The organism is Streptomyces xinghaiensis S187 (genome assembly GCF_000220705.2).
Taxonomy (GTDB): Bacteria; Actinomycetota; Actinomycetes; order Streptomycetales; family Streptomycetaceae; genus Streptomyces; species Streptomyces xinghaiensis.
Window position 1 is genome coordinate 1671336 of the sequence record NZ_CP023202.1, and the last position, 14596, is coordinate 1685931.

General features: G+C 68.4%; 14 protein-coding genes and 1 pseudogene. 7 read left to right on the plus strand and 8 right to left on the minus strand.

The genetic code is table 11. The annotated features are described in order from the left end of the window. Nucleotides 1-204: 204 nt before the first annotated feature. Both SXIN_RS07040 and SXIN_RS07045 read right to left on the minus strand, forming a co-directional pair. Nucleotides 205-2340: a tetratricopeptide repeat protein gene (locus tag SXIN_RS07040; protein WP_019711181.1), complete on the minus strand. Its 2136-nt coding sequence runs from the start codon at nucleotides 2338-2340 to the stop codon at nucleotides 205-207. Continuing rightward, nucleotides 2337-2747 (minus strand): hypothetical protein, encoded by a 411-nt coding sequence (locus SXIN_RS07045; RefSeq protein WP_019711182.1) that lies wholly within the window; start codon nucleotides 2745-2747, stop codon nucleotides 2337-2339. The genes SXIN_RS07040 and SXIN_RS07045 overlap by 4 nt, the downstream gene beginning before the upstream one ends. A 227-nt stretch (nucleotides 2748-2974) precedes the next feature. On the opposite strand from SXIN_RS07045, the gene SXIN_RS07050 reads away from it, so the two are divergent. From SXIN_RS07050 to SXIN_RS07075, 6 genes are all read left to right on the plus strand, one after another. Further along, on the plus strand, nucleotides 2975-3244 hold the full coding sequence (locus SXIN_RS07050; RefSeq protein ID WP_039823674.1) for a hypothetical protein: 270 nt from the start codon (nucleotides 2975-2977) through the stop codon (nucleotides 3242-3244). Continuing rightward, complete coding sequence (locus SXIN_RS07055; protein ID WP_019711183.1) at nucleotides 3237-3875, plus strand: DUF6879 family protein; 639 nt, start codon at nucleotides 3237-3239, stop codon at nucleotides 3873-3875. The genes SXIN_RS07050 and SXIN_RS07055 overlap by 8 nt, the downstream gene beginning before the upstream one ends. A 576-nt stretch (nucleotides 3876-4451) precedes the next feature. Then, a complete protein-coding gene (locus SXIN_RS07060) occupies nucleotides 4452-4826 on the plus strand; it encodes a hypothetical protein (protein ID WP_192883562.1) in 375 nt (124 codons plus the stop codon). Nucleotides 4827-4893: 67 nt separating this feature from the next. Continuing rightward, complete coding sequence (locus SXIN_RS07065) at nucleotides 4894-6177, plus strand: DUF7224 domain-containing protein (RefSeq protein WP_019711186.1); 1284 nt, start codon at nucleotides 4894-4896, stop codon at nucleotides 6175-6177. Nucleotides 6178-6179: 2 nt separating this feature from the next. After that, nucleotides 6180-6767, plus strand: coding sequence for a hypothetical protein (locus tag SXIN_RS07070; protein WP_019711187.1), 588 nt, complete (start codon nucleotides 6180-6182; stop codon nucleotides 6765-6767). Next, nucleotides 6764-7513 (plus strand): ATP-binding cassette domain-containing protein, encoded by a 750-nt coding sequence (locus tag SXIN_RS07075; RefSeq protein WP_019711188.1) that lies wholly within the window; start codon nucleotides 6764-6766, stop codon nucleotides 7511-7513. The genes SXIN_RS07070 and SXIN_RS07075 overlap by 4 nt, the downstream gene beginning before the upstream one ends. A 227-nt stretch (nucleotides 7514-7740) precedes the next feature. Here the strand turns inward: SXIN_RS07075 and SXIN_RS07080 are convergent, their stop codons facing one another. From SXIN_RS07080 to SXIN_RS07095, 3 genes and pseudogenes are all read right to left on the minus strand, one after another. Continuing rightward, nucleotides 7741-8214 carry a hypothetical protein gene (locus tag SXIN_RS07080; protein ID WP_019711189.1) on the minus strand — a complete coding sequence of 158 codons (474 nt, stop codon included), beginning with the start codon at nucleotides 8212-8214 and terminating at the stop codon, nucleotides 7741-7743. Nucleotides 8215-8503: 289 nt separating this feature from the next. Further along, nucleotides 8504-8764, minus strand: a pseudogene (locus SXIN_RS07090) (hypothetical protein); the annotation flags it as partial. Nucleotides 8765-9225: 461 nt separating this feature from the next. Beyond that, on the minus strand, nucleotides 9226-9681 hold the full coding sequence (locus SXIN_RS07095; protein ID WP_019711191.1) for a MarR family winged helix-turn-helix transcriptional regulator: 456 nt from the start codon (nucleotides 9679-9681) through the stop codon (nucleotides 9226-9228). Nucleotides 9682-10166: 485 nt separating this feature from the next. Here SXIN_RS07095 and SXIN_RS07100 point away from each other — a divergent pair, with 485 nt between their 5' ends. Next, entirely contained in the window at nucleotides 10167-11261 is a 1095-nt protein-coding gene (locus tag SXIN_RS07100) for a lipocalin family protein (RefSeq protein ID WP_039823677.1), read from the plus strand. Nucleotides 11262-11744: 483 nt separating this feature from the next. On the opposite strand, the gene SXIN_RS07105 is transcribed toward SXIN_RS07100, so the two are convergent. From SXIN_RS07105 to SXIN_RS07110, 3 genes are all read right to left on the minus strand, one after another. Next, nucleotides 11745-12620, minus strand: a complete 876-nt coding sequence (locus SXIN_RS07105; protein ID WP_019711193.1) for a hypothetical protein — start codon at nucleotides 12618-12620, stop codon at nucleotides 11745-11747. 340 nt (nucleotides 12621-12960) lie between these two features. Continuing rightward, a complete protein-coding gene (locus SXIN_RS31200; RefSeq protein WP_157916259.1) occupies nucleotides 12961-13266 on the minus strand; it encodes a hypothetical protein in 306 nt (101 codons plus the stop codon). Nucleotides 13267-13286: 20 nt separating this feature from the next. Beyond that, complete coding sequence (locus SXIN_RS07110) at nucleotides 13287-14471, minus strand: helix-turn-helix transcriptional regulator (protein ID WP_019711194.1); 1185 nt, start codon at nucleotides 14469-14471, stop codon at nucleotides 13287-13289. Nucleotides 14472-14596 lie beyond the last annotated feature (125 nt).

The following is a 14596-nucleotide window of genomic DNA, read 5'->3' on the forward strand; positions in this document are numbered from 1 at the left end:
GTGCGGTGACCGGACGGGAACGACGCTCACGGCGTCGGCCGACTCAGCCGGAAGGGCTCGCGGCGTCCGCACTCTTCGTCCCCCTCGTACCGAATGCCACCCGTACGGCCTGCGCACAGCACCCTACATCCGTACCCCCATCGCTCCCGTGCCGTATACCCTCGCGCACCGGCCGTTCCGGCCGCTCCGGTTCCGCCGTGAGCGCTACGGCCGCCATCGCCCCGAACGGTAGGCGTCCAGCAGCTGCCGGCTCGCGACCGTGAAGGGGTGCTCGGGGCCCAGGCCGCGTTCCCGCCGCTCGACGACGTCGGTCATCAGCGCGATCCCCTCCGCCATGTCTCCGAGCGCGGCACGGGTCCGGGAGAGGAGTTGCCGGGCGGCGAGCACGATCGGGTACTCGGGCCCGAAGCGCCGCTCATACGACTCGACGACCCGCCGGATCTCGTCGCCGGCCTCGTCGAAGCGGCCCAGGAGGTACAGCGCCCACGCGTGGTTGTGCCGGGCGCCGAGTGTCACGGTGTGGTCGGGGCCGAGGACGCGCTCGCACTCGGACGGCAGTGTGAGCAGTGTGCCGCCTTCCTCGGTGACCACTTCGGCGGCGGGCAGCATCTCCAGCAGGCCGGCGCGGGCCCGCAGGGTCAGCGGATGCGTGGCACCGAGCGCCGCGCGCCGCCCGGCGACGGTGTCGCGGAGCAGCGCGACGGCCTCCTCCCTTCGGCCGAGGTTCGCCAGCACGAGCTGGAGGCCGTAGCCGCTGTCCAGGGTGTCGGGGTCGTCGGCGCCGAACAGCCGCTCCTGGGCGTCCCGGACCTCGCGGAGCGCCGCTTCGGCCTCGGCGTATCCGCCCAGCCGGAACAGGGCCCGTCCCGCCCTGGAGCGGGCGGCGAGGACCGTACGGTGGTCCGCACCGAGGAGCCGCTGCGCCAGGTCCGCGGCGTTGCGGGCGGTCTCCCGGGCGGAGAGGTAGTCACCGGTCCGGTGCAGGGCGGTGGACAGCCTCGTCGCGACGGCCAGGGCGTCGGAGGCGGACGGCTCGCCGATGTGCCGCAGCAGGGCCAGCGCGTGCGGTACCAGCAGGCGCAGCCGGGGATCGTGCGGGCCTGCGTCGGGTACGCCGGGCACGGCCGCGTCGAGCAGCCGGACGGCTGTCGTGTCGAGGGTGGGCACCAGGTCCGCGGGGGTGGCCGCCGAGACGCTGTCGAGCAGGATGCCGTGACTCTGTACGCAGCGTGCGCCGGCGGCGTCGACCAGTTCGGACAGCGACTGGTCGAGGAGCGCTCTGAGGGCTGTCTCGGTCCGGGCACGGGGCAGTACGGCGACGATGCCGTCGTGGTCGAGCAGGGTCAGCGGCAGCGGCTCGGCGGCGAACCGGGCCAGCAGCCTGAGCAGGGCCGCCGCTTCGGGCAGTCCGCGCGCTTCGAAGGCGTCGAGGGTCAGCTGCCAGGTGAGGCCGACCAGATGGCGGGGGTCCGCTGCGGACAGCGCGTCGGCTCCCCGGTCGATCAGCTGGACCCGTTCGTCCGAGTCGAGTTGGTCCCCGTAGGTGTCCATCGTCCAGGGGTCGATGACCTGGCGGGAGAGGAAGCCGCCCGCCAGGGTGAGGGCGAGAGGCAGCCGCCCGAGCCGGTCCGCGACCCGCGCCGCCTGCTCCGTCGTACCGCTGTGCGGTGCGAGATCGCGCAGCACGAGCGCGGCGTCCTCCCGGGGCAGTACGCCGATGTACTGCAGCTCGGCGCCCGGCCACCACCGGGCCGCCGCTCGCCGTGTGGTCACCAAAACGGTGCCGCGCGGGCTGGTGCGCAGCCAGTCGCCGTCCCGCAGGATCTCCGGCTCGTCGGTGTTGTCCAGGACCAGTAACCAGGGTTCGGCGGAACGGTCGAGATACGTCCAGGCGAGATCGGCGGCGGGTCTGAGGCCGTTGCGTGCGGCGAGCAGTTCGCCGTCGCCCGCCCCTCGGTCGGCGGCGACGGCGAGCATGCCGGCGCGCAGGCTCGCGCGGTCGGAGGCGTTGACCCACAGGCCCACCCGGCCCGGTTCTGCGGTGACCTCCTGGAACAGGGCGCAGGCGACCGCCGTCTTGCCCGAGCCGCCCATGCCGTACAGCACGTAGACCTGGCCGCCGTGCCCCGCCGCGACGCTCGCCCGCAGGCGTTCCATCACCTCGCTGCGGTCGCGGAGCGCGACGGGGGGCCGGCCGGCCGCCGGGCGTCGTACCGAGTCCGGTCCGCCGTGCTCCGGTCCGCCACCGCCGTAGTGGTGGTGCTCGCTGATGTGCTGGTCGCCCTGCGACTGGTAGACGCGTCCCTGGTCCTCGGCGTGGCCGTCCGTCCCGCCCGTCATCGCTCGGCGATGTGCTGGTCACGTCCCGCTTGGTAGATCCGGGCCCGGCCGGACGCGGTGGCGTGCTGGGTGGTCTGCGGTGCGGCCGGGCCGCCGGGGTCGAACTGGTCCAGCAAGGCGCGCAGTTCCTCTACGGCGGCGGGCCGGGCGACGAGCAGCCGCCGCACCATCCCCTGCCACTGAAGCCGTAGTTCGTCCAGGGTCTCCTGGTCGTCCGCGGCCGCGGCGGCCAGCACGTCCTCGCGACCGGCCTCCAACTCGGCGGCGACGGTCCCGGCGCGCTCGGGTTGTGTCCGGCGCCAGAGCTGCGTGACCCCGTCACGCACGTGGTGCCAGGCATCGGTCGCCATCAGCGCGACCAAGGTGGTCCCCGCGCTCTGCGCGAGCAAGGCCACTTCTGCGTCCACAGCCGCCTCTCCATTCATCCGCTTTTCCGACAGCACAGATGGCACGTTGCACCCGTTCAGGTGTTGATGTGATCTTCTTTGCGATCAATATCATTCCGCCCCTGAGCACAGGGAACAGAGAGGAATCAATCCTCGCCAATACCCCGCGAACCAGGCCTGACACATGGTCGGGCAGGCGAGTTGCACGCTACAGTGAGGCATCCCGACCGACCGAGGGGGCGAGGGAAATGACCAGGCCATGGGAAGCGGATCCGGACACGGGTTTCAAGCGACGCCTGGGAAAAACACCCCAGGAATTAGGAAACACCACCGGAACTCCGGATTGCCCGGACATCTGGGAACTCACCAACGGCGACATCGCCGTCATCGGCCGGGACCTCACCCGGTCACTGGGTGGGAACCTTCCCGACGGGGTCTCGATCGGGCCGGACGAACGCCTCGTCATCATCCCCAGGAACATGCTCATCGCGGCGAAGCCGGACATCCCCAGTGTTTGACTCCTTCCCGCGCGGCGCCTCGGAACGCCTGAACCGCCCCGCGTACCACGCGGAACTCGGCCGGATCTACTCCAGTGGGATCGGCTTCCTCAACAAGCTCGAGCGCGGCCAGCACTTCCAGGAGCGCTCCTTCCCGAGCTGGGAGGCCTTCGCCGCCGGCGACTGGGAGCGAGCCCTGTCCTTGGCCGACGAGAGGCGCGAGGAGTACGCCCGGGAAATCCGGCGGGCGTCGGAACTGGGCGTCACGCACCGCCGCCTCCGGGTCGTGGAATTCCCCGTCACACCGTATGTGCAATGGGAGTTGTTCGTTCTGCGCGTACGTGTGGACGTGGGCGACGCAATCAGGATGATCGACGCTCGCGACATTTCCGGCATCGAGCGGAATCACCCGGTACCGGAAGTGGTGATTCTCGGCGATGTGGTCATGTACGAGGTCGTGTACGACGAAGACGGAAACGCGGCGGGAGCCAACCGCTATACGGACAGCTCACTGATCCGGGAAACGAACGCCGGGTTCGACGCGCTGTATGAGCGTGGCGAGGGTTTCCACACTTTCTTCGACCGGGAGATCGCCCCCCTGGCCCCGCCCCGGGCGTCCGGTGCTCCGACGGGTTCTCGCGGGTCGCGGTGATCAGCGCGGCGAGGTGAAGGGCGAGCCCTCACGCCGGCAGATCACCGCCCCTTGATGGTGGTGAAGAGAACGCCCACCACATCGGCCGCTCCTTCGGCGGCCAGGAGAGCACGCGCGGCGTCAGGACCCCGGTCCCTCCAGCTTCACGGCAGCGGTGTTCGCGCCCTGCTGTTCCTCGTGCGCCGGGGCGAAGGACTCACGCTCTTCCACCACTTCACCGTCCACGACATCGCCGTCCACGATGTCCCCTCCGCCACTCGGTGCGACGGGTCCGCCAGCGGCAGGCCTGCGGGGCGCAGTCCTGCAGAACAGCCTCAACGAGGCTCTTGATCCTGCGGTCCAGCAGCGAGATGACGGGCAAGGTCCCCAGCCTGGCTCGACAGCTCGACAGGTGGTCAACTTGCCCCCGCCAGCCCGTAGTCACAGGCAGAAGGCAGCTCGCCCCTGATACAGTCACCCAGCCTTTCGGTCGCCTGTTCGAGGGGGGGGCCTCGACGACCGCAAGGGTGAGGAGGATATCCCTTTGTCTGTACGACGTTTGCGTAACATCTGTGCCGTCGTGGAACAGCCGCCGTCTTGACAGTTGCTACAACCACGGGAGCTTGGGCCAACTGGAGCAAGCAGAATTTCAGCCTGACCCAGGGAACGACTTCCCAGGAGTGGGTTGATGAGCAGTACAACGAGTTCCACTTCACTGGCTGTTACCAGGCGGGAACCACGAACAGCGTCTCGGTGGCGCTGTGGCAGCAGATCGACTGGGGCTTGGACAAGAAGCATGACACGTCGAAGCTCACCAACTGCTTCAGGGGAAGCGGGTACACGAGCACAGCCACTCAGTCGGGCTTGCCCTATGACAGCTACTACCTCGAAATCGATAAGCTCGGTACAGGGTGCGGGGCCTGCACCGGAGTAGCTGACAAAGTCAGTGTGGACACGACCAAGGCTGACTGACTGATCCTGTCGGGCCGCCGTGCGCACAGCGTGCGGCGGCCCTGTTCCGTTCTCCAAGCGAGGCTTCATGCGCTTCTCCTCCGCTCTCCGCACGCATCCGGCCGTGCTCGCCTTCCCCGTGGTCGGTCTGTTCTTCGCCTACGTCTTCCTCACGAGCACCCGGAACATCGACCGGCTCATCGCCGTGCCCTGGCCCGCGCAGGCCACTTCATACGCCGTGCACGCCCCGGTTCCGATGGCCGCCGCGGCCGTGGCGGCGCTGGCCGCCGTGGAGGCGACCCGGCTTCGCGCCCTCGGTACCTGGGAAATGGGCGCCGCACGCCCCACCTGGCGCATCGCGGTTCAGCCCCTTCTCATCACCGTGCTGTCGCTGTCGCTGCTGACCGCCGGTGTCACGGCGGGCGGGCTGTGGGTGGTCGGAGTCCTCCCCGACCTGTATGTGCTGCAGTTGATGGGGATCGTCGTCGTCCTGCTCACTGCGCACGCGGTCATCGGGTTCGTCATCGGGCGCCGGCTTCACGCCCTGTACTCCGCCCCGCTCGTCGCCGTGGTGGTCTTCATCGGCATCAGCTTCCCCTTGGGGACGGACAGTTACTGGGCGCACCACGTCACCGGGTCCATCGCCTGGGTGGGGTTCGGTGAGACGTACTCGCCGGCCATGACGGCTGCCGCGCTGCTGCCGACGGTGTGCCTGGCCGTTGCCTGTGTCCTTGTGGCAGAGCCCTCGCGGATTCGCGCCGCCTCGGTCGCCGCGGCGCTGGCGATCGCCGTCGGCGGTCTGCTCGGCGCGTACGGCATCACCAAGGACTGGCGCGCGACGGCCCCGGCCGCCAAGGGTCTGGCCCCGGTCACGTGTGCGGGGAGCGCGCCCGAGGTTTGCCTGCCGTCGGCCGGCTCCTCCCACATCGAAGAGATTCAGGACGGACTCACCGCGATGACGGACCGGTTGCGCGCCCACGGGCTCATCGCCCAGGTGCCGAGCCGCGTCACCGACCTCACCGTGGCCGATGTGCGGCAGACCGACACCAGAGGCGATCACTGGACCCTCGACCTGGTACCCGGCAGCGCGGACCAGGTCCTCCGGGAGAACATCCCCATCGCCGTCGTCGGGATGCCCTGCGAGAAACCGGACTGGAACACCCTGCACTACCCCACTCTTTGGGCCGCCCGGACAGCCGGTGTGGAGAGCGAATACCTCGCTTGGCTCTCCCATGAGACCGGGGGGTTCAGCCAGGGGCAGAGCAAGGAGCAACTCCTCGCCGAGATGGCCCGAGTGGGCGCACTTCCACCGCAGGAGCAGAGAACCTGGTACGCCGGACAGCTCCGGCACGCCTGCCGGGCAGGTCAGTGAGCATGAACTGGTGGCTGCGCCAGCGGGGCGCCTTCGACCTGCTGCCCGGTGCGCTCATCGGCTTCGCCCTGGGCACCGGACTCACCCTGAACGTGATCCTCGTCTTCCCGGCGTTCGTGGGGAGCTACGCGATGACGACGCAGCTGAGCAACTTCCTCTGTCTCATCCCCGCCGTCGTCCTGATCGTCTGCCTCGAGAGGCGGATGCCCTCGGTGGAACGCTCCGCCGTCCGCCGGCTCCACGCGCGGGACATCACACTGGTCTCCGGATTCGCACTCCTGGCCACGGTGGTGGCCGCGGCGATGTCGTTCCTCGGGCAGGAGTCGATGTGGGCGGTGGCGCGGAACAACCTGCTCTTCTGCGGACTCGCCCTGGGCGCCTGGCCGTTGCTCGGGCACCGCGCGGCCCTGCTCCCGGTCTTCTGGATGATTCACTCCCTCTTCCTCGGGGGCCGGAGCCGCAACGACCCCTACCCCTGGGTGATCGTCACGGAGGAACCGCGTGTCGCGCATGCCGCCGTCGGCGCCGCCCTCCTCTTCCTGGCCGGGGTTGTCTCCCTCATCTGCTTCGCACCAAGGACCGACCGATGACTCTGCTGCTCGACCGCGTCACCTTCCGCTATCACCGCTGGATCCGCCCCGTGCTGAACCGCCTCACCTACGAAGTCCCCAGCGAGGGCCTGACGATCCTGCTCGGCCCCAACGGTGCCGGCAAGTCCACCACCCTGGCCCTGCTCGCCGGCACGGTCCGCCCGGGAGCGGGCCGGGTGCTGTTCACCGACTCGGACCTCACCTCCGCCAGCCGCGAGTACCGCCGCCACGTCGCCTGGCTCCCCCAACGAGTGCCGACCTCACGCCAGTTGACTGCCCGCGAGTACGTGGCCTACGTCGCCTGGCTGAAGGGCGAGAGTCGCTCCCGGGCCTGGGAACGCGCCGCGACCGCTCTCGACCGGGTCGGCCTCACCGAGCAGGCCGGGCAGAAGACGGCCAGGCTCTCCGGCGGACAGCTCCGCCGCGCCGGCATCGCCTGCGCCCTCGCCCACGACGCGCGCGTCATCCTGCTGGACGAGCCGACGGCCGGGCTCGACCCACACCAGCGCACGGTCTTCCGCGACGTGCTGCGAGAGGTCGCGGCGGAGACCCCGGTCCTCATGTCGACCCACGACATCGCCGACCTCGCCGACGAAGCCGACACGGTCACCCTCATGGACAGCGGCCGGATCCTCCACCACGGCGGGACCCGGAGCTTCCTCGACCACGCACACCCCGAGGCCGTTCCGGCCCGCCGGGCCGAGTCCGCGTACTCCGTCCTCATGCGGCTGGACGACTCGCGGTGACATGACAGCGCCTCGATCCCTGCCCCCGCCCCACGCGGGAGTCGGCCGGGACCGCCGTTGTACGGACCGGCACGGCCAACCCGCCGTGCGGTTGCTGCCGGTTCGTCCGGCGTCCGCCAGTGCCACGGCAAGTGGGGAGAGGTGCAGGGCGAGCTCTCTTGTGTGCGTGGCGTTACAGCGCGCGAGGACTTCCCGGAAAAGCCTCACTGAAGGAGACAACGACCTCCTCAGTGCCATTTGCCTTCACATTCGATGATCCTGCCGCTCGAGTCGGCGTGGCAGGCCCGTGCCGCGACGGAGCGGGTCGCATGACGCGCCATCCACCGGTGACTGTATTGGGGAGACGGTTCGAGGTATGCGCAGTCGAGGGCGCCGCCGACGGGGCGGTAGTGCCAGTGGCCTGCCCACTGCCCGGGACGCTCGGAGATCTCGTAGCGGATCTGAACAGCCGCGCAGTAGCCGTCGGTCGCCCTGTCCCACACCTTGCTTTCTATCCACACTTCGCCGTTGGCCTGCCAGTAAATGTCCGTCTCCTGCTCGACACCACCGACATAGCTCTTCGCGGTTCTGTGGGCCCATCCCGCGGGCGCGCCCTGAGTGGTCCGTACCCAGTCGTTCGTGCCATGCGCTGAGGCCGGTGTGGTGACGATCAGCACCGTGCTGAAGGCCGCGCCAAGCAGCCCGAGTATGCGTCGCTTCACAGACTCCCCCTTGAATGGTCACTGCTACGGTGACGTCGGTCCTGTGAAACTCTGTCCTGCACAGGACAGGGCGGCGTCAACCCCCGGTTTTGTCATGGGGTAAACCTTCGCGGTAGTCGCAGGACGCCGATGCCGACGAGCTTGCCGACTCGGCGGGAGTGTGCACGACTTCTTCCCTGGCGACCTGCCTTCCGATGGCCAAGAGGCTCGGGAAGCACCTCGCCGGGCTGCCGCTGGCGGACCCGTCGCACCGAGCGATGGACGGCGATGTCGTGGACGGCGAAGTCGTGGAAGCGTTCGCCGACTGGGTGCCGAACATCACGCCGAAGAACAGCGTGAGCACCCCCTTGGTCGCGTCGTCGACGTCCTCGCCGTCGTCGGAGAACAGCTCGGGCCGGCTGTAGAGACAGGCGAGCTTCTGTGCGATACGCAGCATGTGGCCGACGTACTGGGCCACGTCGGCGGGCACCGTGGCGGGAAGGGCGAGGATGCCGGGTATCCCGGCGGCGGCCGAGAGGGCGCTGACCTTGGCGGTTTCGTAGCGGATGGAGCGCGACGACGAGAGACCGCATGAGCTCGTCGAACCGCACAAGGGATTCACCTGCCCGGTTCACCGGGTCCTTCAGGGGACGCAGCACCTCACCGTCCGGGGCGGGCGCCTGCTCGGCGAGTTCGGCCGCCGTGTGGCCGGAGACGGCGGGCCGTCACGCCTTCACGTACCAGTTCCACGATGCGGCAGCCGGCCTCGGCGGTTCTCGGGTGAGCACGGCTTCGGAGTCGGCCCGTACGGGGGCGGATCCGGGCGTGGTCATGCCGGGGGCCTCGGCGAGGATGGGCGCGGAGAAGTTGCAGGCGGGACCTGGAATCGCAGTTCCGAGCGGGACAGGCGCCCTGGCCGCCTGCGTACCGGCCACCGCCGAAGAGCGGGACGAACCCTCTCCGGAGTGACCGCCGGAGTCCGACCCCTCGCAGATGTGTCCCCTCCGTTCTCCCTCCTCCCTGGCCGGCCACTCAGCGCCGAGCGTCGGGACGCGGTCCGAGCGGCAGGGGCGGAGAGATGACCGGTTCGAGTAGCTGGGCCAGCTGCTGGCGCTGCTGCGGATCGAGCCGGCCTGTGGCGGGTGCCATGGCGTCCTGGATCTCCTTGTAGAGCCGTTGTATGAGTTCCCGGCCGGCGTCGGTGACGAGGACATCGACGGCACGTCTGTCGTCGGGGTTGGCGGCGCGTGCCATCAGCCCTCGTCGTTCGGCGCGGTCGACGAGGCCGGACAGCGTCGACTTGTCCAGGCCCAGGAAGTCCGCCAGGTCGCTCATCCGGGGGCGCCGGTCGCGCAGGATGCCGAGCACGCGCAGCTGGGTGAGGGACAGATCGTGCTCGGCGCCGATGCGGGTGAGCACACCCATGATCTGGAACGCGCTGCGGACAAGGCCGTCCAACAAGGCGTCCTCGAAGTCGTCCATGGCCATGACGCCACCCTACTTGACATCATTTGTGTTACCAACGACTCCGGCGTAGCAGCAGGCGGCAACAGGCTTGCGGCCGAAGATCACTTGCGACATCAGGACCTCCAGCCTGCCGGGCGCACGGAAGATCGGCATCGGCGACGGGGAGGAGGGCCGCCACGCGGCGATCCTTCCGGACGTGTGTGGAAAATGCAGGGGCCTTGACATTGTTTGTGATGCAAACCAAGATGAAATTGTTGGTCTTGCAAACCAATGGCGAAGTGGCCCTGCAGGCGACTGCCGCTGTGGCTGCGTCGGCCTGCCCGGTGTACGCGGACTTTTTTCGCAGCGGTTGACGACGTCTCGACCATCGCTGCGGTGGGGAGTCGGGAGCGCATGACCGTTCGACGACCGGCCGGCACCGTGCGGAATGTCCAGGACATACACGAGTGACACACGAAGCAGTGGTGAGTGACGGCCTCGCTCACCACTGCTGAAGGAGGAATTCCATGAGCAAGCCCCGAACCAGGCGCCGGACGGCAGGCCTGGCCACCGCAGGAGCATTAGTGCTCGGCACTCTTGTCAGCTACTCGGCGCAGGGGGCAGCCCCGTCGGCGACACCGAAACCCGGCCCCGCCACGGCCTCCGCCACGACGGGCATCCCGGGAGTGGTCGATCCCGTGGCCGACCTGGGACGGCAGTCGCCCGGACCGGAACGCGAATGGTTCGACTCGATCTACTTCACCAGCTCGGTAAAGGCGAACGGTCACGACTTCGGACTTCAGGTGCACACGCGCGTTTTCCCGAACATGGGCCAGGCCGAGACTCGCTGGACGTTCGCGGTGACCGACAAGACCACCGGATGGCACAAAGACTACGAAGCCATCGTCGCGCCGGACGACTACCGGTGGACCGAAGGCAAGCTCGACATCAAAGCACCAGGACTGAGCTGGACGGGAGACTCGGTCCGCCAGACGGTACGGGTCACCACGCCCTGGGGATCCCTCAACGTCCAGATGGTGCCCACGGGCCCCGCCCTCAACTACGCGTCAACCGGTGTCTTCACCCTGGTCGATGTGCCGGCCTACGAGTTCGCCCTGCCCAAGATGCGGACGTCCGGAACGCTTGTCATCGGAAACAAGAAGCATGAGATCAGGGGAACCTCTTGGCTGGACAGGCAGTGGGGTGAGATGCCGACGGCCCTGAAGCGGTGGACATGGATGAACCTCAACATGCCCAATGGCGACAAGGTCGCAATCTGGAACTCGATAGGGGAGGACTCCGAGCACAGTTGGGCGACGGTTCTTCACCCGAACGGTTCCTACGACGTGGTCGAGGTCGAACCCCTCGCGCAGGGTGCCTCCAAGCCGTGGACCAGCCCGGAAACCGGGCAGGTATATCCCACCCGCTGGCAGGTCCGCATTCCCCACCTGCGCGCGGAGCTTGCCGTGAGAATCGTCGGCACCCCGGGACAAGAAGTCAAGGGCCAGACCGCCGAGGGGGGCTACATGGAAGCCGCAGCAGCTTTCGAAGGCACGTACAACGGCAAGAAGGTCCGTGGTGAGAACTACGTGGAGATGAACGGCGACTGGCGCACCCGCTGACGCCTTCTCGTGCATCCGGCAGAACAGGAGGTGACACCGTGACGTAGCGGTGCTCTTGCTGTTCGGAAGCTCGTCGCCGCCAGTGGATCTGACGTTCGGCTCTGTCACCACCGGAAGGGAGACAGAGCCGAACGTCCTGCCATCCCTGTTCGGGCACGGTTCGGGCGGCGGTGGTGTGTCTGACCCGGAACTGTTCTGCGGCCCGCCGTACCTCCAGCACACGAGGAGCCACGGTTTCACGGAGGCGCCCCGGGCCCTGCGCTCTGGGCAGGGCGGGCGGGCATGGCCGGGAGGGTCTGGGGCGACGAGGGCGGATCCTCGCCCATGTCACCCCCGCGGCCGGGCAGGCGGAGGCCGGCTCAGCCAGACGAGGGCGCCTGCTCCAGCAGGATGACCTGACAGCGCCTCGATCCCTGCCCCGCCCCACGCGCGAAGCCAGCCGGGACAACCGCCCCTTCGGCAACCAGGAGGGCACTCGCGGCGTCAGGACCCGGGTCCCTCCAGCTTCATGGCAGCGGTGTCCGCGCCCTGCTGTTCAGCGTGTGCCGAAGCGAAAGTCTCGTGCTCTTCGACGACTTCGCCGTCCACGACATCGCCGTCCATCGTTCGGTGCGACGGGGCCGCCAGCGGCAGGCCGGCGAGGTGCCTCTTGAGCCTCTTGGCCATCGGATGGTAGGTCGCGAAGGTGAGCCCGCCGGAGACGGCAGCCCCTACGAGAGGGATGGCCTTCGAGACGGTCGTCGCGAAGGACTGCGTCGTCATCCTGACACCGAGGTAACCCGCGACCCTCTTCACCATGGGGTAGACGACCCCATGGGTGAGTGCCCTCTGGGGCAGCTTCTTGGCGACCTGCTCCGCCATCATCCCCGCGACCTTCCCCACCGCGGCGTTCGCCGACTGGGTGCCGAACATGACGCCGAAGAACAGCGTGAGAACCCCCTTGGTCGCGTCGTCGACGTCCTCGCCGTCGTCGGAGAACAGCTCGGGCCAGCTGTAGAGATAGGCGAGCTTCTGCGCGATACGCAGCATGTGGCCGACGTACTGGGCCACGTCGGCGGGCACCGTGGCGGGAAGGGCGAAAACGCCGGGTATCCCGGCGGCGGCCGAGAGGGCGCTGACCTTGGCGGTTTCGTAGCGGATGGAGTCCTTGGCGACCTTGTCGAGGAGTTCGACGGTGATGCCCGCCGCGGCGGGAGTCTCTTCTATCGCTCGGCGGATCTCCTCCTCGGAGCAGCGGCGAGCCAGCGCGCTTCGAAGGTACGTCTCCCTGTGGATGCGCACCCCCGGAAGCTTCGCCGCCGCCAGCAGCACCGCGAAGAAACGCGACTCGGGGTTCTCGACCTCTTTACCCTGCTTCATGCCCGGAACTTACAGGAGCTCCGCGCTCCAAGAGCCTTCATCATCAGCTCCGTTGAGACCTCGTTACGTGAGTGGCGGTGGGGGTGAGGGTCGGCTCCACCACGATGCCCTCCTGACCGGAGTCCGTCCACCACTGCCGACCGCACCGCAGCTTCGGGGAAGTGCGCTGCGCCGGGCTCTCCTCGACGCGGACCCGGTCGGCAGCGCAGGCGTGGAGCAAGCCGTGGAGGCATCCTGAACTGGGGCCCCTTCGTCATCGCCATCGGTGACTGACCGGTTCGGACATGAGAAGCAGGGAGCATCCGCAGGGCTGCCCGTCACGGCCGGCCCCGCACCTACGTCAGCGGCGGCGCCCCCGGCCGACGCGCCAGATCTGCACCAAGCAGAACTGATGGCTCTCACCCACAGCACCCTCATGACCGCTCGGCATATGGATATCCCCCACCCCTCTCACGGGAGAAAAGAATGGCGCATGCTCACGATTGAACACCCATTTCCACCGCATCCTGTACCGGCCGGGAGAGGGCAGCACGAGTGGAATGTTCTCCAATCCTCCATCGATGGTCTCGACCGCAAGACTGTCCGCTGCACCAGAGACTTCACGTCGGTCACCTATGTTGTTGCCACGCTCGATGTCCTGCGCCACGCCGTGGATCAATCGATCCGTCAGGCTGCGCCGTCCAGGACTTCCCGCACTTCCGGCACACCCCGGTACTCCTCCAGCCTGTTCCGGATGATCCGCACACGCTCCGCCGTTCGCTCGCTCGCGACATCGGCGGAAAGGGTCATGACCCGCTGCGCGGTTGCTGCCGCTTCCTCCGGTTCGTTGGCATCGGCCAGGGCCACGGCAAGCCACGAGAGGTAGAGAGCGAGTTCCCTTGCGTGCGTGGCGTTGTAGCGTGCGAGGACTTCCCGGAGCAGGGGAACCGCCCGCAGTGGGCGTTTCAGCTCCGTATACACACGCGCTTCCATCACTTGCAGTTCACCTGCCTCCACCCAATACAGGTATTGGGGAGCCGTGCGACCACCGTCGTCGTTCGACAGCGTTTCCGAGGCCTCGCCCAGTGCGCGCATCGCCGGTTGCGGCTCATGGGCCTTGGTGTGCGCCCAGGCGACACGATCGAGATAGAGCGCCCGCGCTTTCGGGGGCGCTTCCTCACCTGCCGCCGCCAGGGCGGCCCGAGCCAGTACGAGACCTTCCCGCTCCCGGCCCGTATTGCTGTACTGGTACGCGAGCGACCCGGCAAGGTTGCCGACAAGTGTGGTGTCCGCGGCTTGCCGGGCGGCACTGATTCCCAGTTGGTAGATGCGTTCGGCTTCCTCGTGGCGCCCGGCGTCGGATGCGATCCATCCCGCGATCTGCGCCAGTTCCCCGATCTGCGACAGCAGGGCGCGCCCGACTTCCGCTGTGTGGCTGCCCTCCCGGTACAGCTTCACGGCGGAGCGCAGTTCGCGGAGTGCCGCGCCGATGAGGTCGCCTCCCGCGAGGAAGTCGTCGGCGAGGCGTAGGCCGTGTACCCGTCCGGCGAGGTCCGTCACGTCACCCATGCCGATACGGCGTCCCTGCCGTACGTGCAACGGTGCCAACGGATCAGTTCCGGGGAGGAAGTCGGCGACCGTGACAGGGGCCTTTTCCTGAGTGCCCGCGGCCGCCGCCTGTTCCAGTTCGGTCACCGGCACGCCGAGAGCGGCGGCGAGAAAGGGCAGCCATTCGCGGGGCGTGCGCTTCCCCTTCTCGTACCGGTAAACGTCCTGCCGTTTGAGGGAGCCGGGTAAACCAGCCGCGCGGTTCGCCTCTGCCGCCAGCCGTTCCTGACTCCATCCCCTGGCCTGCCGCAGGCGGCGGATCATGTGGGCCGCTGATTCTCCGCGCATCCCTCAAGTCTGGCCCACAACGGGCCTACACGGGGCCGCTGTGCAGCGAATCGGCAATACGGGAACGTGGCCGGATGCAAGGACCCCGGCGACCGTGCGAC

What these genes read in the sequence shown, in the direction of transcription:
- SXIN_RS07040 (WP_019711181.1), bottom strand. Translation starts at nt 2,340, where the DNA reads ATGACGGGCGGGACGGACGGCCACGCCGAGGACCAGGGACGCGTCTAC.
- SXIN_RS07050 (WP_039823674.1), top strand. Translation starts at nt 2,975, where the DNA reads ATGACCAGGCCATGGGAAGCGGATCCGGACACGGGTTTCAAGCGACGC.
- SXIN_RS07065 (WP_019711186.1), top strand. Translation starts at nt 4,894, where the DNA reads ATGCGCTTCTCCTCCGCTCTCCGCACGCATCCGGCCGTGCTCGCCTTC.
- SXIN_RS07070 (WP_019711187.1), top strand. Translation starts at nt 6,180, where the DNA reads ATGAACTGGTGGCTGCGCCAGCGGGGCGCCTTCGACCTGCTGCCCGGT.
- SXIN_RS07075 (WP_019711188.1), top strand. Translation starts at nt 6,764, where the DNA reads ATGACTCTGCTGCTCGACCGCGTCACCTTCCGCTATCACCGCTGGATC.
- SXIN_RS07095 (WP_019711191.1), bottom strand. Translation starts at nt 9,681, where the DNA reads ATGGCCATGGACGACTTCGAGGACGCCTTGTTGGACGGCCTTGTCCGC.
- SXIN_RS07100 (WP_039823677.1), top strand. Translation starts at nt 10,167, where the DNA reads ATGAGCAAGCCCCGAACCAGGCGCCGGACGGCAGGCCTGGCCACCGCA.
- SXIN_RS07105 (WP_019711193.1), bottom strand. Translation starts at nt 12,620, where the DNA reads ATGAAGCAGGGTAAAGAGGTCGAGAACCCCGAGTCGCGTTTCTTCGCG.
- SXIN_RS07110 (WP_019711194.1), bottom strand. Translation starts at nt 14,471, where the DNA reads ATGATCCGCCGCCTGCGGCAGGCCAGGGGATGGAGTCAGGAACGGCTG.